Origin of the sequence: Microbacterium sp. gxy059 (assembly GCF_050958665.1) — a bacterium.
GTDB lineage: Bacteria > Actinomycetota > Actinomycetes > Actinomycetales > Microbacteriaceae > Microbacterium.
This window is the reverse complement of sequence record NZ_JAMXWT010000008.1, coordinates 73,620-92,313: the sequence shown is the minus strand read 5'-3', so window position 1 is coordinate 92,313 and position 18,694 is coordinate 73,620. Positions and strand designations below refer to the sequence as shown.

General features: G+C 74.0%; 16 protein-coding genes. 15 read left to right on the top strand and 1 reads right to left on the bottom strand.

The genetic code is table 11. The features are described from left to right. Positions 1 to 52 precede the first annotated feature (52 nt). From NHL53_RS06935 to NHL53_RS06875, 13 genes are all read left to right on the top strand, one after another. Entirely contained in the window at positions 53 to 1,063 is a 1,011-nt protein-coding gene (locus NHL53_RS06935; protein WP_433776123.1) for a hydroxyacid dehydrogenase, read from the top strand. After that, positions 1,060 to 3,030: a DUF2264 domain-containing protein gene (locus tag NHL53_RS06930; RefSeq protein ID WP_433776122.1), complete on the top strand. Its 1,971-nt coding sequence runs from the start codon at positions 1,060 to 1,062 to the stop codon at positions 3,028 to 3,030. Before NHL53_RS06935 ends, NHL53_RS06930 begins: the two co-directional genes overlap by 4 nt. Next, positions 3,027 to 4,316 carry an extracellular solute-binding protein gene (locus NHL53_RS06925; RefSeq protein ID WP_433776121.1) on the top strand — a complete coding sequence of 430 codons (1,290 nt, stop codon included), beginning with the start codon at positions 3,027 to 3,029 and terminating at the stop codon, positions 4,314 to 4,316. The genes NHL53_RS06930 and NHL53_RS06925 overlap by 4 nt, the downstream gene beginning before the upstream one ends. 57 nt (positions 4,317 to 4,373) lie before the next feature. Beyond that, positions 4,374 to 5,315 (top strand): carbohydrate ABC transporter permease, encoded by a 942-nt coding sequence (locus NHL53_RS06920; protein WP_433776120.1) that lies wholly within the window; start codon positions 4,374 to 4,376, stop codon positions 5,313 to 5,315. Beyond that, positions 5,312 to 6,217, top strand: coding sequence for a carbohydrate ABC transporter permease (locus NHL53_RS06915; protein ID WP_433776119.1), 906 nt, complete (start codon positions 5,312 to 5,314; stop codon positions 6,215 to 6,217). The genes NHL53_RS06920 and NHL53_RS06915 overlap by 4 nt, the downstream gene beginning before the upstream one ends. Before the next feature lie 2 nt (positions 6,218 to 6,219). After that, positions 6,220 to 6,888, top strand: coding sequence for a ferredoxin-NADPH reductase (locus NHL53_RS06910; RefSeq protein ID WP_433776118.1), 669 nt, complete (start codon positions 6,220 to 6,222; stop codon positions 6,886 to 6,888). After that, complete coding sequence (locus NHL53_RS06905; protein WP_433776117.1) at positions 6,888 to 7,544, top strand: ThuA domain-containing protein; 657 nt, start codon at positions 6,888 to 6,890, stop codon at positions 7,542 to 7,544. Before NHL53_RS06910 ends, NHL53_RS06905 begins: the two co-directional genes overlap by 1 nt. Before the next feature lie 65 nt (positions 7,545 to 7,609). Then, on the top strand, positions 7,610 to 8,122 hold the full coding sequence (locus tag NHL53_RS06900; RefSeq protein WP_433776116.1) for a flavin reductase family protein: 513 nt from the start codon (positions 7,610 to 7,612) through the stop codon (positions 8,120 to 8,122). Between the two features lie 30 nt (positions 8,123 to 8,152). Then, positions 8,153 to 8,854, top strand: a complete 702-nt coding sequence (locus tag NHL53_RS06895) for an AzlC family ABC transporter permease (RefSeq protein ID WP_433776115.1) — start codon at positions 8,153 to 8,155, stop codon at positions 8,852 to 8,854. Beyond that, a complete protein-coding gene (locus tag NHL53_RS06890) occupies positions 8,847 to 9,164 on the top strand; it encodes a branched-chain amino acid transporter permease (RefSeq protein ID WP_433776114.1) in 318 nt (105 codons plus the stop codon). The genes NHL53_RS06895 and NHL53_RS06890 overlap by 8 nt, the downstream gene beginning before the upstream one ends. A 90-nt stretch (positions 9,165 to 9,254) precedes the next feature. Then, on the top strand, positions 9,255 to 10,262 hold the full coding sequence (locus NHL53_RS06885; RefSeq protein WP_433776113.1) for a CobW family GTP-binding protein: 1,008 nt from the start codon (positions 9,255 to 9,257) through the stop codon (positions 10,260 to 10,262). Between the two features lie 58 nt (positions 10,263 to 10,320). Next, the gene (pepN, locus tag NHL53_RS06880) at positions 10,321 to 12,825 is read left to right on the top strand and encodes an aminopeptidase N (protein ID WP_433776112.1); all 2,505 of its coding nucleotides are present in this window, start codon (positions 10,321 to 10,323) and stop codon (positions 12,823 to 12,825) included. Between the two features lie 72 nt (positions 12,826 to 12,897). Next, a complete protein-coding gene (locus NHL53_RS06875) occupies positions 12,898 to 14,661 on the top strand; it encodes an SIP domain-containing protein (protein WP_433776111.1) in 1,764 nt (587 codons plus the stop codon). 19 nt (positions 14,662 to 14,680) lie between these two features. On the opposite strand, the gene NHL53_RS06870 is transcribed toward NHL53_RS06875, so the two are convergent. Further along, positions 14,681 to 15,283, bottom strand: a complete 603-nt coding sequence (locus tag NHL53_RS06870; protein WP_433776110.1) for a TetR/AcrR family transcriptional regulator — start codon at positions 15,281 to 15,283, stop codon at positions 14,681 to 14,683. Between the two features lie 85 nt (positions 15,284 to 15,368). Here NHL53_RS06870 and NHL53_RS06865 point away from each other — a divergent pair, with 85 nt between their 5' ends. Both NHL53_RS06865 and NHL53_RS06860 read left to right on the top strand, forming a co-directional pair. Then, positions 15,369 to 17,018, top strand: coding sequence for an ATP-binding cassette domain-containing protein (locus NHL53_RS06865; protein WP_433776109.1), 1,650 nt, complete (start codon positions 15,369 to 15,371; stop codon positions 17,016 to 17,018). Continuing rightward, the gene (locus NHL53_RS06860; protein ID WP_433776108.1) at positions 17,015 to 18,685 is read left to right on the top strand and encodes an ABC transporter ATP-binding protein; all 1,671 of its coding nucleotides are present in this window, start codon (positions 17,015 to 17,017) and stop codon (positions 18,683 to 18,685) included. The genes NHL53_RS06865 and NHL53_RS06860 overlap by 4 nt, the downstream gene beginning before the upstream one ends. Positions 18,686 to 18,694: the final 9 nt, after the last annotated feature.

Below are 18,694 nucleotides of genomic sequence, written 5' to 3'. Positions count from 1 at the left end.
AAAGGTCGAGACGCGCAAGGTCTGCGCGTCCCCGCACTCGATGGAGAGCCAGATGCCGAACACCCCCCGCACGCACCTCGTGATGGCGCCGAGCACGAGCGAGCTGCTGTTCGACGCGCCGCGCCGCGAGAGGCTCCGGAGGCTGTCGGGCGGCGAGGTCTCCGAGATCCCCGACCTCGACGACCCCGCGTGCGCCGCGGCGCTCGCCGACGCCGAGGTGCTCATCACCTCGTGGGGCGCCCCCCAGCTCACCGCCGAGCGCCTGGCCCGCATGCCGCGGCTCCGCGCCGTCTTCCACGCGGCCGGCAGCGTGCGCGCCCTCGTCTCCGACGCCGTCTGGGAGCGCGACCTCCTCGTCACCTCCGCCGCCGAGGAGAACGCCATCCCCGTCGCCGAGTTCGCCTTCGCCGCGATCGTGCTCGCCACCAAGCGCACCTTCTTCCACGTGAGGTCCGAGCCCGAGGACCGCCCCGGATGGATCGGCAACGTGCCCCGCGACGACTACGGCACGCTCGGACGCACGATCGGCGTCGTCGCGTTCTCGCGCACGGGGCGACGCCTCGTGCGGCTCCTCACCCAGCTCGAGGACGTGCGGATCCTCGTCGCCGACCCGTATGCCGACGCCGACGAGGTGCGGGCCGCGGGCGGCGAGCTCGTGCCGCTCAGCGAGATGCTCGGCCGGGTCGACGTGCTCTCCCTGCACGCGCCCTCCCTGCCCTCCACCCGGCACATGATCGGCGCGGCCCAGCTCGCCGCACTGCGCGACGGAGCCGTCGTCCTGAACACCGCCCGCGGGTCGATCCTCGACCACGACGCCCTCGCCGCCGAGTGCGGGTCCGGGCGCCTCGACGCGATCCTCGACGTCACCGACCCCGAGCCGCTGCCCCTCGACTCGCCGCTCCTGCGGCTGCCGAACGTCGCCATCACCCCGCACCTGGCGGGATCCCTGGGCAGCGAGACCCGGCGCCTCGCCGACGAGGCGCTCGACGAGCTCGAAGCGTACGCCGCCGGGCGCGCTCCGCTGCACCCCGTCGCCGCCCGCGAGCTGGAGGTGAGCGCGTGAGCATCCTGTCGCTGCCCCCGCTCGACCGGAAGCTGTCTCCCTACACGGGGTGGACCCGCGCGCACTGGCTGCACGTCGCCGACGCGATCCTCGACGGCGCCGCGCGCCGCATGAGCCCCTCCGGATCGCTCGTGCGATTCCCGGGGGCGCCGGGCGGATACGGCAGCGAGGTCGACGCGCTCGAGGGCTTCGCGCGCACCTTCCTGCTCGCCTCCTTCCGCATCGCGGGCGATCCCGACGGCACCGAGCGCCTCGCGGAGCGCTACCGCCGGGGGTTCGAGGCGGGCGTCGACCCGGACTCGGGGGAGCGGTGGCTGCGGCCAGACGAGGTCGACCAGGCGAAGGTGGAGGCGGCGGCCCTCGCCCTCGGCCTCCACCTCACCCGCGCGCAGATCTGGAACCGCATGTCCGATCGCACGCGGCAGCAGACGGCCGAGTACCTCGCGACCTTCATCGGCGGCGGCTACCCGCCGAACAACTGGGCGTGGTTCCGGATCATGGTCGAGCAGTTCCTCGCCTCGGTCGGCGCCGACTGGTCTCCGGACGACGTCGCCGAGGACCTCGCGCTCGTCGACTCCTTCCCGTACGAGAAAGGCTGGCAGGCCGACGGGCTCGCGCGCTCCTACGACCACTACTGCGGGTGGGCGCTGCCGTTCTACCCCGTCATCTGGGCCGGGATGGTCGGCGACGACCCCCGGCACGCCGAGCGCATCGCCCGCAGCCGCACCGCGCTCGACGACTACCTCGCCGACGCGCTGCACCTCGTCGGCGCCGACGGCGCACCGCTGTTCCAGGGCCGCAGCCTCACCTACCGGTTCGCCTCCGCCGCCCCGGCATGGGCCGCGGCCGTCGCGGGAAGCGAGCGGTTCGATCCCGGCCTGCTGCGCCGCGCCGCGAGCGGACAGGTCGCGCACTTCGTCGCGCACGGCGCCCCCGACGCCGAGGGCGTGCTCTCGCTCGGCTGGCACGGCCCGTGGCGCGCGATGGCGCAGAACTACTCGGGCCCCGGATCCCCCTACTGGGCCTCGAAGGGCATGCTCGGGATCGCGCTGCCGGCGGATCACTCCGTGTGGACCGCCGTCGAGCAGCCGCTGCCCGTCGAGCGCGCGCCCTTCGCCCGCCTGATCTCCGCCCCCGGCTGGCTCGCCACGGGCACGGAGGACGGCGTCGTGCGCCTCGTGAACCACGGCACCGACCACGGCCACGCGGGCGATCACCAGCCGGACGGCCCGCTCTACGCGAAGCTCGGCTATTCGACCGCCATGGCGCCCGTGCTGCGCGGCGACGGCGTGCTCGACCCCGTTGACGGCGCGGTCGCGCTGCTGCGGGAGGGACGCCCCAGCCACCGGTCAGGGTTCGCCCGCGGGCCCGTCGGCGCGCTGCCGGACGAGACCCTCGCGGGCGGCTCCACCGCCACGGCGCACTGGCCCCTTGAGCTCGCAGGCGAGCCCGATCACGGGCACGGCGACGTCGCGATCCGCACCGCGCTCGGCCCGGAGATCGACGTCGTCTCGATCGTGCGCGGCGCGTGGGAGGTGCGCTTCTGGCGCGTGCGCGGCGACGCCGGCGACCACGACGGCGTCGTCCGCGTCGGCGGCTGGGCCCTCACGGGCCGCCCCGCGAACCGCGGCGCCGCCTGGACGGAGACCCCGCGGCTCGCCAGCCGCGTCGTGCCCCTCACCCCGGTCCGCGAATCGGGCGTGCTCCGCGAGGACGACGTCACGCCGCTCGCGGGAGAGTCCGCCGTGCCCTGGATCCTCGCCGAGGCGACGCCGGAGTGGGGCGCCGCGGCGATCCTCCTCGGCGCCCCCGCCGCGGCCGAGGATGCCCCGCGGGCGGAGCCCGACGACGGCGGCTGGCGCATCGCCTGGCCGGCCGGCCCCGACACCGTCATCGACCCCGGCGCCTGGTGCGCCGACACGACCCCCACCCCCGACACACCAAGAAACCGAAAGGCTGCGCAATGAAGCGTTCGATCACGATCGGCCTCGCGACCACCGCGGGCGCCGCGCTCCTGCTCACCGGATGCTCCGGCGGCGGAGGAGGCGGAGCGGAAGGCGGAGACGCCGACACGCTGACGATCTCCGGCTGGAGCATCTCCACCACGCCCGAGTTCCAGCTGCTCGCCGACGGGTTCGCCGAGCAGCACGGCGGCGACATCGACGTGAAGCTCGTCGAGTACGACCCCACGGAGTACAACACCCTCATCACGGCCGACCTCGCCGCGGGATCCGCGCCCGACGTCATCACCCAGAAGGAGGTCAAGGCCCTCACCACCTTCCAGGGCGGAGGGCAGCTCGCCGGGGTGTCCGACGTCTCGCTGCCGGACGACATCGCGGGCGTCGAGAACTACCAGGTCGACGGCGTCTCCTACGCCACGCCCTACCGCCAGGACTCGTGGGTCATGTACTACAACAAGGACCTCTTCGCGCAGGCGGGAGTCGACGAGCCGGACGGATCGTGGACCTGGGACGACTACGTCGAGGCGCTGCGCGCGCTCGGCGAGGGACTGGACGGCGCGAAGGCGGCGTACCAGCACTCGTGGCAGTCTGCTGTGCAGGGCCTCGCGACCGCGCAGGCTGACACCGACATCCTCACGGGCGAGTACGGGCAGTTCGCCGAGGCGTACGAGCGTGTGCTGACGCTGCAGGACGAGGGCCTCCAGGAGCCCTTCAACACCGTCAGCGCCAACCAGCTCACCTACCAGGGGGAGTTCGGCACGCAGAAGGCCGCGACGATGTTCATGGGCACCTGGTACACCGGGACGCTCATCGCGCAGCAGGCCTCGGGCGAGGCCGAGGAGTTCGAGTGGGGCATCGCGCCCGTTCCCCAGAAGGACGCCTCGACCGCGGGCACCGACAGCGTGCCCGTCACCTTCGGCGACCCGACGGGGTTCGGCATCAACGCGAACATCGACGAGGACAAGCAGGCGCTCGCCAAGGAGTTCCTCGAGTACGCCGCGAGCGAGGAGGCCGCGATCTCCCTCGCCGAGATCGGCATCCGGCCCGCCCTGCTGACCGACGCCGTCGTCGAGGCGTACTTCGGCGTCGACGGCGCCCCGCAGGACGAGCTGTCGCAGTTCGCCGTCCAGACGAACGACACCCGCGCGGAGAACCCCGCGTCGGAGCGCACGAACCCGATCCAGAACATCCTGAACGACCTGCATTCGGCGATCCTCTCCGGCTCCGCCGACGTCGACGACGCCATCGCGGAAGCCGAGGAGCGCGTCGCCAGCGAGGTCCCGGCCGAGTGATCACCCGGCGCCGGCCGGATCCGTCCGGCCGGCGCCCGAGGTGTCCGGAGGAGACGCATGACCACGACGACCCCGCCGCGGAAGACCGACCTTCCGCCCGCGCGCGCCCCGCGGCGGCGCGCCTCGCGCCTCCGCGCGCGCAACACCCTGCTGGGGTGGAGCTTCATCCTGCCGAACTTCCTCGGCTTCGCGACGCTCACCCTCTTCCCGGTGATCGTGCTGTTCTACATGTCGCTCACCGACTGGAACATCTTCGGCACTTCGACCTTCATCGGCCTCGACAACTTCGAGAGGCTCTGGGGCGACGGCAGCTTCCGGAAGGCGTTCTGGAACACGATCTACTACTCGGCCCTGCACATCCCGCTGACGATCGCCGTCTCGCTGGGTCTCGCGCTGCTCCTCAACAACAAGCTGCGCGGCGTGGCCTTCTTCCGCACCGCGGCGTTCTTCCCGTACATCACCTCGATCGTCGCGATCGCGCTCGTGTGGAACCTGCTGTTCAGCCCCGACTACGGGCCGATCAACGAGATGCTGCGCTTCGTCGGGATCAGCGAGCCGCCCGGGTGGCTGACCTCGCCCGAGTGGGCGATGCCCGCCGTCGTCATCATCTCGACGTGGCGCGCCATGGGGTACTACATGGTGCTCTTCCTCGCCGGCCTGCAGACCGTGCCGCGCGAGCTGCACGAGGCGGCGCGCGTGGACGGGGCGAGCGCCTTCCAGCGCTTCCTCAACGTCACGCTGCCCTGCCTGCGCCCCACGATGTTCTTCGTGACCGTGATGCTCACGATCGAGGCGTTCAAGGTGTTCGACCTCATCCTCGTGCTCACGCAGGGCGGCCCCGGCCAGTCGACGACCGTCATCAGCCAGTTCATCTACCGCAAGGGCTTCGAGGAGAACGACTTCGGCTACGCGTCCGCGGCGGCCGTCGTGCTGTTCTTCCTCTGCATCATCGTCACGGTCGTGCAGTTCATGTGGAACAGACGAGGGAGCGACAAATGAGCGAGACCATGACGCTCGTCACCTCCGAGAAGGGGCGCCGCACCCTGCGCCCGCGCCCGGCAGGCGGAGCCGGCGACGCCGCGCGGCGAACCCGCCGCGTGCTCCTCTACGCCGCGCTCATCATCGCCGCGGCCGCGATGCTCACCCCGTTCTTCTGGATGGTCATGAGCTCCCTCAAGAGCGCCAACGGGGTGTTCTCGGTGCCGGTCCGCTGGCTGCCCGAGGTGTTCGTGTGGAGCAACTACGTCGACATCTGGCAGAACTCCGGCATCCTCACCTGGACCCGCAACACGCTCGTCCTGTCGGTCGGCGTGACCGCGCTGCAGGTGCTGACGGGATCGTTCGCGGCCTACGGCTTCTCGCGCATCCGGTTCCCCGGCCGCGACGCGCTGTTCCTCCTGTACATCGCGACGATCGCGGTGCCCTGGCAGTCGTACATGATCCCGCAGTTCATCATGCTGTCCGACTGGAACCTCGCGAACACCCTCTGGTCGATCCTGCTGCTGCAGACCTTCAGCGCGTTCGGCGTGTTCCTCATGAAGCAGTTCTACGAGACGATCCCCGAGGAGCTGTCGGAGGCCGGGCGCCTGGACGGGCTGAGCGAGTACGGCATCTGGTGGCGCATCATGGTGCCGCTCACGGTTCCGGCCATCGCGAGCCTGTCGCTGCTGACGTTCGTGAACACGTGGAACGACTACCTCGGCCCGCTCATCTACCTGCGCGACCCGAGCCTCTGGACGCTGCAGCTCGGCCTGTTCAACTTCGCGTCGAACCAGTACGACCCCAACTACGGCGTGCTCTTCGCCGGCCTCACGATCTCGGTGCTCCCGATCGCGATCGTGTTCCTCCTCGGCCAGCGGTTCTTCGTCGAGGGCATCGCGACGAGCGGCATGAAGGGCTGAGGATGAAGAGGATCTCGCACGGCACGTACGCGATGGTGTTCTCCGTCGCCTCCCTCGTGCTGATCGGCAACGCGCTGCTCGCCATCTGGTGCCTGCCGCTCGTCGCGCTGCTCGTCACGACCGACCCGTCGCTCTCGTGGCCGCTCATCGCGATCGCGGCCGTGTGGTGCGGGCCCGGCGTCGCCGCCCTCTTCCGGGTCTTCCGCGCGCAGCGCGAGGGCGAGACGGGCGTCGTGCGCCCCTTCCTCCGGGGCCTCCGGGAGACGTGGCGGTCGGCCCTCGCCGTCGCGGGCGTCGCGGTCGCCATCGCGGTCGTCGCGATCGTCGACGTCGTCGTGCTGCTGCCCACGGCGGCGGCGATCGCCGCGCCGCTCATGGCGGTCGTCGCGCTGCTCGCCCTCGCCGGCGGGATGGTCGGCCTCGTCGCCGTCGCGGAGGCGCCGGAGATCCGCCTGCGCGACGTGCTGCGGATGGCGCCGCTCGTCGCCGTGCGCCGCTGGCCGTTCACGGTCGCCTCGCTCGCCGTCGCCGCCGTCCAGGCCGTCGTCTTCGTGCAGGCGCCCGCCCTCGGGCTGGGGCTCACCGCCACCGCCTGCCTGTACGTGGTCTGGTCGGGCGGGCGCCACAGCCTGCAGCCCGCGCCGGAGCGGGCGGCGAAGGCGGCCGCGTGATGCGCGCCGTCGTCGCGACCGGGGCGGGGCGATACGGGGATCCCTGGCACCCGTTCGCGCGCACATCGCAGGAGATCGCGCGGATCCTCGCCGGCGACGGCTGGCGCGTCGAGGCGCGCGAGCCGGACGAGGCCCTCGCCGCGCTGGACGGCGCGGACCTCCTCGTCGTCAACGCCGGGGACCCCTGGCGGAACGGCGAGACCGGCAGGGGAGCGCCCGAGGCGTCCCGCGCGGGCCTTGCGGACGCCCTCGCGCGGGGCATCGGCGTGCTGGCCGTGCACAACGCGGTGTCGTCGCTGCGCGACTACCCCGAGTGGATCCCGGCGATCGGCGGCGAGTGGATCGTCGACCGGTCGGGGCACCCGCCCATCGGGCCCGCGGTCTTCGACGTCGTCCGGCCGGAGCACGAGATCGTCGCGGGTCTCGACCGCATCGAGGCGTTCGATGAGCGCTACGCGCGCCTCGCCGTGGCGGACGAGGCGGAGGTGCTCGCGGTCTCCGAGGTCGACGGCGAGCGCCAGCCCGCGCTGTGGGCGCTCGAGCGCGCCGGGGGGCGCAGCGTCGTGTCGACGCTCGGCCACGACGAGCGCTCGTTCTCCTCGCCCGCGCACCGCGAGGTGCTCCGGCGTGCGGCGCGCTGGACCGTCTCGGCGTGACGCGGGATGACGCCGGGTTTCGGGACGCGGCGCCCGCCCCGCGCGAGAGGACTACCGTCGAAGGCATGAGCAACGACGTGCCTTCCCTCGGCGATCGCTTCAAGGCTGCGTTCCGCGACCACCCCGCCGCCGTCACCCTCATCACGGCGCAGACCCCCGAGGGGCCCGTCGGCCTCACGGCGTCGAGCGTGGCGTCGGTCGCGACGGATCCCCCCGCGCTGTCGTTCTCCGTGACCCGTGCCACGGGCACGGCCGGCGCGCTCCTCGCGTCGGGCGACGTGTTCGTGCACTTCCTCACGCCCGACCACATCGACACGGCAGGCCGGTTCGCCGTCTCGGGCGGCGAGCGCTTCACGCCGGAGCAGGGCTGGTCGTTCGACGACGACGGCGCGCCCCGCCTGGCGGGCGAGCGCGCGCGTCTGCGGGCGCGGATCGTGCAGACGGTGCCGGTGGGCAGCTCCGTCCTCGTGGTCGCGCACGTCAGCGACATCGACCAGGGCGAGGGCGGCACGCCGCTCGTCTACGCCGACCGGCGCTTCTTCCCGCTCACGGCCGAGGGCGTCCCGCTGACGCGCTGACGCGCTCGCCGCCGCTCGTAGGATCGAAGGGTGTCCGCTTCTCCTCGTCGCCTCTCGCGTCGGCACGAGGTCGCCCAGGGCGTGCGCATGTCGCTCGCCGCCGGTCTCGGCATGGTGCCGCTCGGCATCGCGTTCGGTCTGCTCGTCGCGCAGTCGGGCCTGCCGCTGTGGTCGGCTCCCGCGCTGTCCACGGCGGGATACGCGGGGTCGCTCGAGCTGCTGCTCGTGGATCTCATGACGCAGCGCACGCCGCTCATCGCGATCGCCGTCACGACGCTGCTCGTCAACTTCCGGCACGTGTTCTACGCCTTCTCGTTCCCGCTGCACGTCGTGCGGAACCCGATCGCCCGCGCCTACTCGATGTACGCGCTGACGGACGAGGCGTACGCCATCACCGCCGCTCACCCCGACGGGTGGACGTCCTGGCGGCTGCTCTCCCTGCAGGCGTCGCTGCAGCTCTACTGGGTCTCGGGCGGCCTGGCGGGCGTCGCGGTCGGCGCCCTCCTGCCCGCCCCGATCGAGGGGCTCGAGTTCGCGCTCTGCGCACTGTTCATCACCCTCGCGCTCGACGCGGCGCGCTCCCGCCGGGAGGTGCCGTCGATCCTCATCGCGGCGGCGGCCTTCGCGTTCTCCGCGACGGCGGTGCCGGAGCACCTGCTGTTCGCCTCGATGCTCCTGTTCCTCGCGGGGCTCCTCGCGCGGCTCGCGATCCGGAGGAGGCGCCGTGCCTGAGACCGGATACATCGTCGCCGTCCTCGCGATCGCCTTCGTCATCACGCTGACCCTCCGCGCCCTCCCGTTCGCGGTCCTGAAGCCCCTGCGCGAGTCGGAGCTCGTCGCCGCGATGGCGGCGTGGATGCCCGTGGGGATCCTGGCGCTCCTCGCGGCGGCGACCTTCCGCGACTCCGCCGCCGGCCATCTCCTCGAGGCGCTGACGGCCGCCGCCGTCACGGTCGCCGTGCACCTGAGCTGCGGCCGGCGCACCCTGCTGAGCATCGCCGCCGGGACCGCGACCTTCGTCCTCCTCGTCAACCTGCTCTGAGGGGCCTCGCGGCGCGACGGCCCGGCTCGCCCCCGCGCGGACGCTCGCGCTACCGTTATCGAGAGCGGATCTCATCAGAGAGGGGGCACGATGGCCGTGCCCGTGATCGCTCTGACCGGCCACCTCGGGGCCGGGAAGACCACGCTGCTCAACCATCTGCTGTCGCACCCCGGCGCGCGGGTCGGGGTCGTCGTCAACGACTTCGGCGACATCCCGGTGGATGCGGGCCTCCTCGCCGGACAGGTCGACGAGGCGGCCTCGATCGCGGGCGGATGCATCTGCTGCCTCGACGACGACACCGCGCTCGACGACGCGCTGGAGCGGCTCGCGGATCCGCGTCTCCGCCTCGACGCGATCGTCGTCGAGGCGTCGGGTGCGGCCGAGCCGCTCGCGCTCGCCCGCCTCATCCGCTTCAGCGGCGTCGCGGACGTGCCTCTCGGGGGCGTCGTCGACGTCGCCGACGCGGTCGAGCACGACCGCACCGTCGACACCGGCGCCCTCCCGCCGGCGCGATACGCCGCGGCCACCCTCGTCGTGGTGAGCAAGCTCGACCGGCTGGCTCCCGAGGAGCGGGACCGGCGGCTCGCGTCGATCGCCGACCGGGTCGGGCGGCGCAACCCAGCCGCGACGGTCATCGCGTCGGACGAGGGGCGGATCGATCCCGCCCTCGTGTTCGACGGGTCAGACGAGGAGGATCCCCCGGACGAGCTGCCGATCTCCGCCCTGCTGCGGGAGGCGCATCGCGGGCGCGGGGATCACGCGCACGCCGAGGCGGTGTCGGTCGTCGCCGGAGCCCCGGTCGACGCCGGGGCGCTCGTCGACCTGCTCGAGGATCCTCCCGCCGGCGCCTACCGTCTGAAGGGGGTCGTGCCCGTGCGCTCCCCGCGGGGCGCACGGCGCTACGCGGTGAACCTCGTCGGGCGGACCATCGACGTGCGCCGCGCGCCCGACGGCCCCGCGGAGGAGGGGCACGTCGCCATCGGACCGCACCTCGCGGACGACGCGCGCGCCCGGCTGGAGGCCGCTCTCCTGCCCGCCGGGCGGCCGTTCTCCTCCGGTCTGCGCCGGCTGGAGCGCCGGCGCCGCCTCAGCCTCTGAGCCCCGCCGGGGCGGGCCGAGGGCGCGGGAAGCGCGCTTCCCTTCCTACGATGGGGGGATGAGCGCACACCTTGCCGCCAACCTCACCCGCGAGGAGACCGCCGCGCGATCCGCGCAGGTGCACGTCTCCGCGATCCGCGTCGAGCTCGATCTCACGAGCGCGCCCGACCCCGACGCGTCCTCGTTCCTCACGACGACCACCCTGACGTTCGCCTCCGACGCGGACGCCACCTGGATCGACTTCATCGGCCGCGCGGTGCACCGCGTCGTCGTCAACGGCGTCGACCACCCGGTGCTCTGGGACGGCGCGCGCGTGCGGATCGCGGGCCTCGAGGCCTCGAACGAGGTGCGCATCGAGGCCGAGGGCGTCTACAGCCGGTCCGGCGAGGGGCTGCACCGCTTCGTCGACCCGGCGGACGGACAGACGTACCTGTACACGCAGTACGAGCCGGCCGACGCGCGCCGGGTCATGGCGTGCTTCGAGCAGCCCGACATGAAGGCCGCGTACACGTTCGTCGTCACGGCGCCCGCCGGCTGGGAGGTGCTGTCGAACCAGCGTCCGGTGGTCACGACGGGAGGCGGGGCGTCCCAGACGGTCGAGTTCGCGCCCACCCCGCCCATCTCGTCCTACATCACCGCGGTCGCCGCCGGGCCGTACCATCGCGTCGCGGGCGAGTGGCGCCGCGGCGGCCTCGTCGTGCCCCTCGGGGCGCTCTGCCGGGCATCGCTCGCCGAGCACCTCGACGCCGACGAGATCCTCGAGGTCACCCGCCAGGGGCTCGACTTCTTCGCCGACGCGTTCGGCTACGACTACCCGTGGGGGAAGTACGACCAGATCTTCGTGCCCGAGTACAACCTCGGCGCCATGGAGAACCCCGGTCTCGTGACCTTCACCGAGAGCTACGTGTTCCGGGGAGCGGCGACCGACGCGCAGCGGGAGGGGCGCGCGAACACGATCCTCCACGAGATGGCGCACATGTGGTTCGGCGACCTCGTCACGATGACCTGGTGGGACGACCTGTGGCTCAAGGAGTCGTTCGCCGACTACATGGGCGCGCACGCCTCGGTCGCCGCGACCCGCTTCCAGGACGCCTGGGCGACCTTCGCGAACCGGAGGAAGGCCTGGGCGTACGAGCAGGACCAGAAGCCGACGACCCACCCGATCGTCGCCGACATCCCCGACCTCGAGGCCGCGAAGCTCAACTTCGACGGCATCACCTACGCCAAGGGAGCCTCGGTGCTCAAGCAGCTCGTGGCCTTCGCGGGGGAGGACGCGTTCTTCGCGGGCGCGCGGACCTACTTCGCCCGGCACGCCTTCGGCAGCACGCGTCTCGACGATCTGCTCGTCGTGCTCGAGGAGACCTCAGGGCGCGACATCCGCTCGTGGTCGCGGGCGTGGCTCGAGAGCACGGGCGTCTCGACGCTCCGCCTCGAGCGGGAGGGGAATGCGCACGTCGTCGTCCAGACGGATCCCCGCCCGCACCGCCTCCGCATCGGCCTCTTCGCCGACGAGGACGGATCGCTCGTGCGCCGGGAGAGCGTCGAGATCGACATCGCCGACGAGCGCACGCCCGTGAGCCTGCCGCTCGTCGACGGCGAGGAGGCGCCGCTCGCGCTCCTGAACGACGGCGACCTCACCTACGCGAAGGTCCGCCTCGACGCGCGCTCGCTGCGCACGGTCGAGGACCGTCTCAGCGCGCTCGACGACACCCTCGCGCGCGCCCTCGTCTGGTCGTCGCTCTGGAACGCGGTGCGCGACGGCGAGCTCGCCGCGACGCGCTTCCTCGAGACCGTGCGCCGCCACGCGCCCGCGGAGCCGAACGTGGGCCTCCTCTCGGCGGCCCTGCAGAACGCCGCCTTCGCCATCGGCCACTACGTGCCGGATGCCGACCGCCCGGACGCGCGGCGCATCTGGCTCGACGTCGTCTGGGAGGGGCTGCGCGCCGCCCGGCCGGGGAGCGGCGCGCAGCTGGCCTGGGCCCGTGCCCTCGGCGCGGCGTCGGCGTTCTGCGACGCGCGAGCGGACGAGGTGCGGGCGATGCTCGCGGGAGAGGCCCCCGCGCCCGAGGGGCTCGCCCTCGACGCCGACCTGCGGTGGATCTGGGTCGCGGGCCTCGCGGCGACGGGCCGCATCGACGAGGAGGGGATCCGAGAGGAGCTCGCGCGCGACGACACGATGTCCGGGCGCACCGCCTCGATCCAGGCGCTCGCCGCCCGGCCAGACGCCGAGGTGCGCGCGTCCGCCTGGCGTGCGGCGTGGGAGGACGAGACCCTCACGAACGACCACCTCGGCGCGACGATCGCCGGGTTCCGCGCCGGGGGACGCCGCGACCTCATCGCGCGCTTCGACGAGGAGTACTTCTCGCGGATCCGCGAGGCCTGGGGGAGCCGGTCGATCGAGATCGCCCGGCGCCTCGTGCGCGACCTCTTCCCGGCGTCCGACGATCTCCGCCTCGTCGACGCGTGGCTCGAGGAGAACGCGGACGCTCCCGGCGCTCTGCGCCGCCTCGTCCTCGAGGAGCGCGACGACCTCGCGCGCGATCTCCGGGTGCGGGCCGTCTGATCCGCATCGACGGGACCGGAGGAGTGAGGTTAGGCTTACCTGGTTCCCCGGTCCCGTCGATGGAGTCCCTCCGTGCCCCGCACCTCCCGCCCCCTGCAGATCCACCCGATCGTCCTCCGCCGCGCGCGCGTCGAGCGGATCGCGGACCTCACCCCGAACATGCGCCGACTCACCCTGACGGGCGAGGAGCTGTCCGCGGGCGTCATGGGGGAGGGGCACCCGCGTCCCGCCTTCCGATCCGACGGCTTCGACGACCACATCAAGATGGTCTTCCCGCCCTCGGACGACGAGCTCCCCGAGGCCGGGGAGCAGCAGGCGACGACCTTCTCGTGGAACCGCGAGGTCTTCGCATTCACCCGCGACTACACGGTGCGCTCCTGGGATCCCGAGACCGGAGCGCTCGATGTCGACGTCGTGCGCCACGACCACGGGCTCGCCGCCGACTGGGCCTTCCGCGCCCAGCCGGGAGACGAGATCTCCTTCGCCGGGCCGAAGTCCTGCGCGCTCGTGAGCGAGGGCGTCGACTGGCACCTCCTCGCCGGAGACGAGACGGCGCTGCCCGCGATCGGACGCTTCCTCGAGGAGGCGCCGGCCGGCGCACGCGGCCTCGCGATCGTCGAGGTGCCGACCCTCGCCGACCGCCAGGAGATCGAGACCGCCTCCGACATCGAGGTGCGGTGGATCGCCCGCGACGGGATCCCCGCGGGCCAGAGCACGCTCCTGTACGACGCCGTGCGCGAGGTCGCCTTCCCGGAGGGGGAGCGCGTCTACGCCTGGGTCGGCGGGGAGTCGATGTCGATCGCGCCGATCCGCAGGCACCTGCGCGGCGAGCGGGGCCTCCCGAAGGAGGACGTCGAGGTCGTCGGGTACTGGCGCCGCCCGCGCGCCGTCGACGCGGCCCCCGCGGAGGAGGGCGCAGAGGCGCCCGAGCGCGGATCCGAGGACGAATCGGCCCTCGCGCTGCTGCACGAAGCGCACGAGCTGGGCGAGCTCGCCCCCGCGATCGTCACGCGGGTCGCGGTCACGCTCGGCATCGGCCCGCTCGTCGCGGGCGGCGCGGACGATCTGCCCGCGCTCGCCCGCGAGACGGGCATCACCCCCGAGCTCCTTGCGCCGCTCGTCGACGCGATGCTCGCCCTCGGGATCCTCGAACGCGACGGAGAGCGCGTGCGCAACACGGCCCTCGGCGGGGTGTTCATGGAGGACGCCGCGATCGACGAGCTCTCGCTCGACAACCCCGCCAACCGCGACGCCCTGGCCCTCGTCGGCCTGCTCGACGTGCTGCGCGGATCGGGTGGGGAGACCGCGACGTGGCGCGGGCGTCGCGCGGCGGATCCCGCGCTCGAGGCGGCCTACGACGAGCGGGCCGCCGATCGCCTGCAGTACGCCATCGGGCCGCTCACGAGCCTTCCCGCCCTCCGCGACGCGCGCGTCGTCGCCGTCCTGGGCGACGGCGCCGCGTACGTCGCGGCGCAGCTGGGCGAGACGCGCACGGTCGTGCTCCCCGCGGCGGACGCCGTCGAATGGCCGGCGCACGACGCGGCGATCCTCATCGGGGCCCTCGAGGGGCGCGACGACGACGAGGCGCGCACCATCCTGCGCGCGGCGCTGGCCGGCGGAGCGGGCGTCGTCCTCGCGGAGCCGACCTCCGACGGGGCGGCCGAGGACGACCACGTCGCCGAGCGGGCTCTCACGAGCCTCGCGCTCACCGGGGCGCCCCTGCGCGCCGGAGCCGACCTGGAACGCCTCGCGCGCGAGGCCGGCGCGCAGGAGACGCGCACCACGACGCTCGGCTGGGGATTCGGCCCCTACGGGGCCGTCCTGCTCGCCCGCTGACCCCGCGGCGGTCCTCCGCTCACTCGGCGGAGGGCCACCAGCGGGGCATCGCGGTCATCATGTCGCGCACGAACGCCTCCGCGTCCTCGTCGTCGCTCATCGCCCACATCTCGACCGCGCTCAGGGTGCCGCCGGCGATGAACGCCCCCGCGACCTCCGCCGACCCCTCGATGCCCTCGCCCCCGCCGCTGCGGCGGAGCACGGCGATCGCCCGCGAGACGTGCTCGCGGTAGCGCTCGCGCAGCAGCCGGCGGAACTCGAGGGACACGGGGGAGGCGAGCAGCGCGCGGATCGGGCGGCGCTCCTCGGCGACGCGCCGCATCAGCGCGATCTTGCCGTCGAAGTAGATGCGCGCGATCGCCTGCGGGTCCTGGCCGTCCGCGGGATCCTCGGGGAAGATCTCGTCGATGAGCGACGCGTACACGTCGGCCGCGAGCTCCCCGACGCTCGCGTAGTGGCCGTAGAACGTCGTGCGGTGCACGCCGGCCTCGCGGCACAGCTCCGAGACGCCGAGATCGCCGAGCTCCTCCTGGCGCAGCAGGGTGCGCAGCGCCTCCTGCAGGCGGCGCCGGCTGCGCAGCGCGCGGGGGTCGTCGGACGGGGCGTCGGCGGATGCGGTCATGGCATCAGTCTGCCGCACGCGAGCCGCGCGCGGGCACCGGGGAAGATGACGATTCGCCCAGGACGCCGGGCGAGAATGGGGACCCATGAAGCTCGGGATGCTCCGCGACGTGCCGCACGCAGGGTGGGCCGTCGTCCTCATCGCCGTGATGCGCGCCGCGGCGGTCACCGCCGCGGCCCTGCTCCTCGGTCGCGGCGTCGACCGGGTGATCGCCGGCGAGGGCGCGCTCGCCGCGCTCTCGGCCGCCGGCGTCGCGGTCCTCGCCGCCGCCGCGCTGGAGGCGGTCGAGCGCCTCGCGCCGGTGCGCGCCCAGGCGCGGGAGGAGGCCGCGTGGCGGGCCCGCGCGATGCGGGCGGAGCTCGCCGCTCCGCTCGACGACGACGAGCCGACGGGCCAGCGCATCGCGCGGGCGACCGAGGAGGTCGAGCGCTTCGCGCACTATCGGGCGGCCTTCCTGGGGCCGCTCGTCGCCGCGTTCGTCGTCCCGGTCGTCGTGCTCGTCGTCATCGCGGCGCTCGTCTCCGCCGGGCTGGCGGGCGTCCTCGCCGTCTGCGTCGCCCTGATCCCGGTCGTCATCGGAGGATTCATGGCGCGGTTCCGCGCGTCGAGCGGCCGCTACCGCCGCCTGTCGGGACAGCTCGCCGCGGGATTCCTCGAGACGATGCGCGCCCGGCACACGATCCGCATGCTCGGCGCTGCAGGCGAGCGCCGCCGCGTCCTCGCCGCCCGGTCGGAGGGGCTGCGCGCCGAGGTGATGCGCCTCCTCGCCCGCAACCAGCTCGTCATCCTCGTCACCGACGCGGTGTTCGGCGTCGTGGCGCTCGCCGTCGTCGGCACGGCCGCCGTCGCGGGCACGCGAGACGGCTGGCTCACGCCCGGCACGGCGGTCGCGCTCCTCGTGCTGTCCGGGCTGTTGCGGGAGCCCGTCGACAGCCTGGGGCGCTCCTTCTACGTCGGCCTCGCGGGGCGCGCATCGGGAGAGCGGGTGCGCGCCGCGCTCGAGGCCGCGGAGAGCGACGACGTCGCCCCGGAGGAGGCGCTCCGCCCGGAGGCGGACCCCGTCCTCTCGCTGCGCGGCGCGCGCGTGCGCCGCGGCGACGCCTGGCCCATCCGCGACGCCGACCTCGACGTGCCCGCGACGGGTCTCACGGCCCTCGTCGGCCGCTCCGGCGCCGGGAAGTCGTCGCTCGCGCTCGGGATCGCCGGTCTCGCGCACGCCGAGGGCATCCGCGTCGACGGTCGTCCCGCCGAGAGAGCGGACCTCCTGGGCCTCGTCGCCTACGTGCCCCAGCGATCGCAGCTGTTCACCGGGACGGTCAGGGAGAACCTCCTCCTGGCGGACAGCGGGGCGTCGGACGCCGACCTCCGCGGATCCCTCGCCGCCGCCGGCTTCCCCCGCGGGGGCGACGAGCTGCCGCAGGGGCTCGACACCCCGGTGGGGGAGGGCGCGCGCGGCGTCTCGGGCGGCCAGGCGCAGCGGATCTGCCTCGCGCGGGCTCTCCTCACCCGCAGGCCGGTCCTCGTCGCGGACGAGGTCACCGCCCACCTCGATCCGGAGACGGCGGAGGGCGTGACCCGCACGATCGCCGACCTCGCCCGCGAGCGCGCGGTCGTCATGATCACCCATCGCGACGAGGAGGCGGCGCTCGCCGACCGCGTCGGCGTCGTCGACGAGGGGCGCACGGCGCTCGCCCCGCCGTCCCGCTCCGCCTCGGCGGAAGGGGGAGCGCGATGATCCGCCGGCTCCTGGGCATCGCCGCGACCGCCTGGCCGTGGCTCGCGGGATCGCTCGTCGCGCGCATCCTGAACCTCGCGGCCGGCATCGCGCTGATCGCCCTCCCCGCGGCGTTCGTCGTGCGCGCCGCGGAGGGCGCGGCGCCGCCCCTCGCCGCGGTCGGGGGGATCCTCGTGGCCGTCGCGGTGCTCAAGGGGCTCTTCCGCTATCTCGAGCACTACCTCGGGCACCGCGCGGCGTTCTCGCTCATCGCCGACATGAGGCTGGCATTCTTCGACGCCCTGCTCCCCCTCGCGCCCGATGACGAGACGGGCGGATCCGGCGACCTCACGACGGTCGCGACGCGCGACATCGACCGCGTCGAGGTGTTCTTCGCCCACACGCTCGTGCCCGCGGTCACCGCCGTGCTCATCCCCGCGGGCGTCGTCGCGGCTCTCGCCGCGGGCGTCGGCGCGGCTCCGGCGGGCGTCGCGCTCGCCGCGTTCGCCGTCGGGGGCGTCGTCGCCCCGCTCCTGGGCGCCCGCCGCTCCGCCTCCGCGTCCCGCGAGGTCGTCGCCCGCCGCGCGGACATCGCCCAGCAGGTGACGGAGGACATCCAGGCCGCGACGGAGATCCGCACGCTCGGAGCCGCCGAGTCCCGGCTCTCGGCCCTCGCCTCGCGCGACGCCGACCTCGGCCGCGCCGTGCGCCGTGCCGGAGCGGGGCAGTCGCTGCGCGCAGCGATCGGCCTCGCCTGGCCGCTCCTCGCCGCGATCGGCATCGTGGCTCTCGCGTCGCCTGAGACGATCGGCGCGCACGTCGTCGCCGCGGCCGCCGTCCTCGGCGCGGCCCCCGCGGTCTCGGCCGTCGAGGCGCTCACGCGCTCGCTGCCCACCGCGCTGGCCTCGGCACGGCGCTTCGACCGCGTGCTCGCACGCACGCCGTCGATCGCCTCGCCCCCTGCGCCCGAGCCGATCCCCGAGGGGGCCCTCGGCATCGAGCTCGACGGCGTCCGCGCGGGATACGGCGACGCCCCGGACGTCATCGACGGGCTCACGCGGCGCATCGGCGCGGGGGAGACCCTCGCGGTCGTCGGACCGAGCGGGAGCGGCAAGTCCACCCTCGCCTCCCTCCTCACCCGCCAGCGCGATCCGAGGGAGGGCGCCGTGCGGCTCGTCGGAGCCTCGGGGGCGGTCGACGTCCGCCGGGTCGACCTCGCGGAGCTGCGTCGCGTCGTGGCGATCGTGGAGCAGCGGCCCGTCCTCCTCCGCGGCACGGTGCTCGACAACCTGCGCCTCGGGAGCCCCGCGCTCACGGAGGACGAGGCGTGGAGGGCGCTCGACGACGCCGCCCTCGGCGACGACGTGCGCGCGCACCCCGACGGGCTCCGCGCCGCGCTCTCGGACGACGCGCTCTCCCTCTCGGGCGGCCAGCGCCAGCGCCTCACCCTCGCTCGCGCCCTCGCCCGGGATCCGCGGATCCTCGTGCTCGACGAGGCGACGAGCCACCAGGATCCCGAGACCCAGCGGGCGTTGCGCGAGGCGATCGCGGCCCGTCCGGGGATCACCACCGTCGTCATCGCCCACCGCGCGGACGCGATCCGCGGCGCCGACGGCGTGCTGAGGATGGGCGGAGCGCCGACGCACTCAGGGAGTGTCGCGGCCCCCGGGCCCGTCCTCGACGCGTAGCCTCGTGGG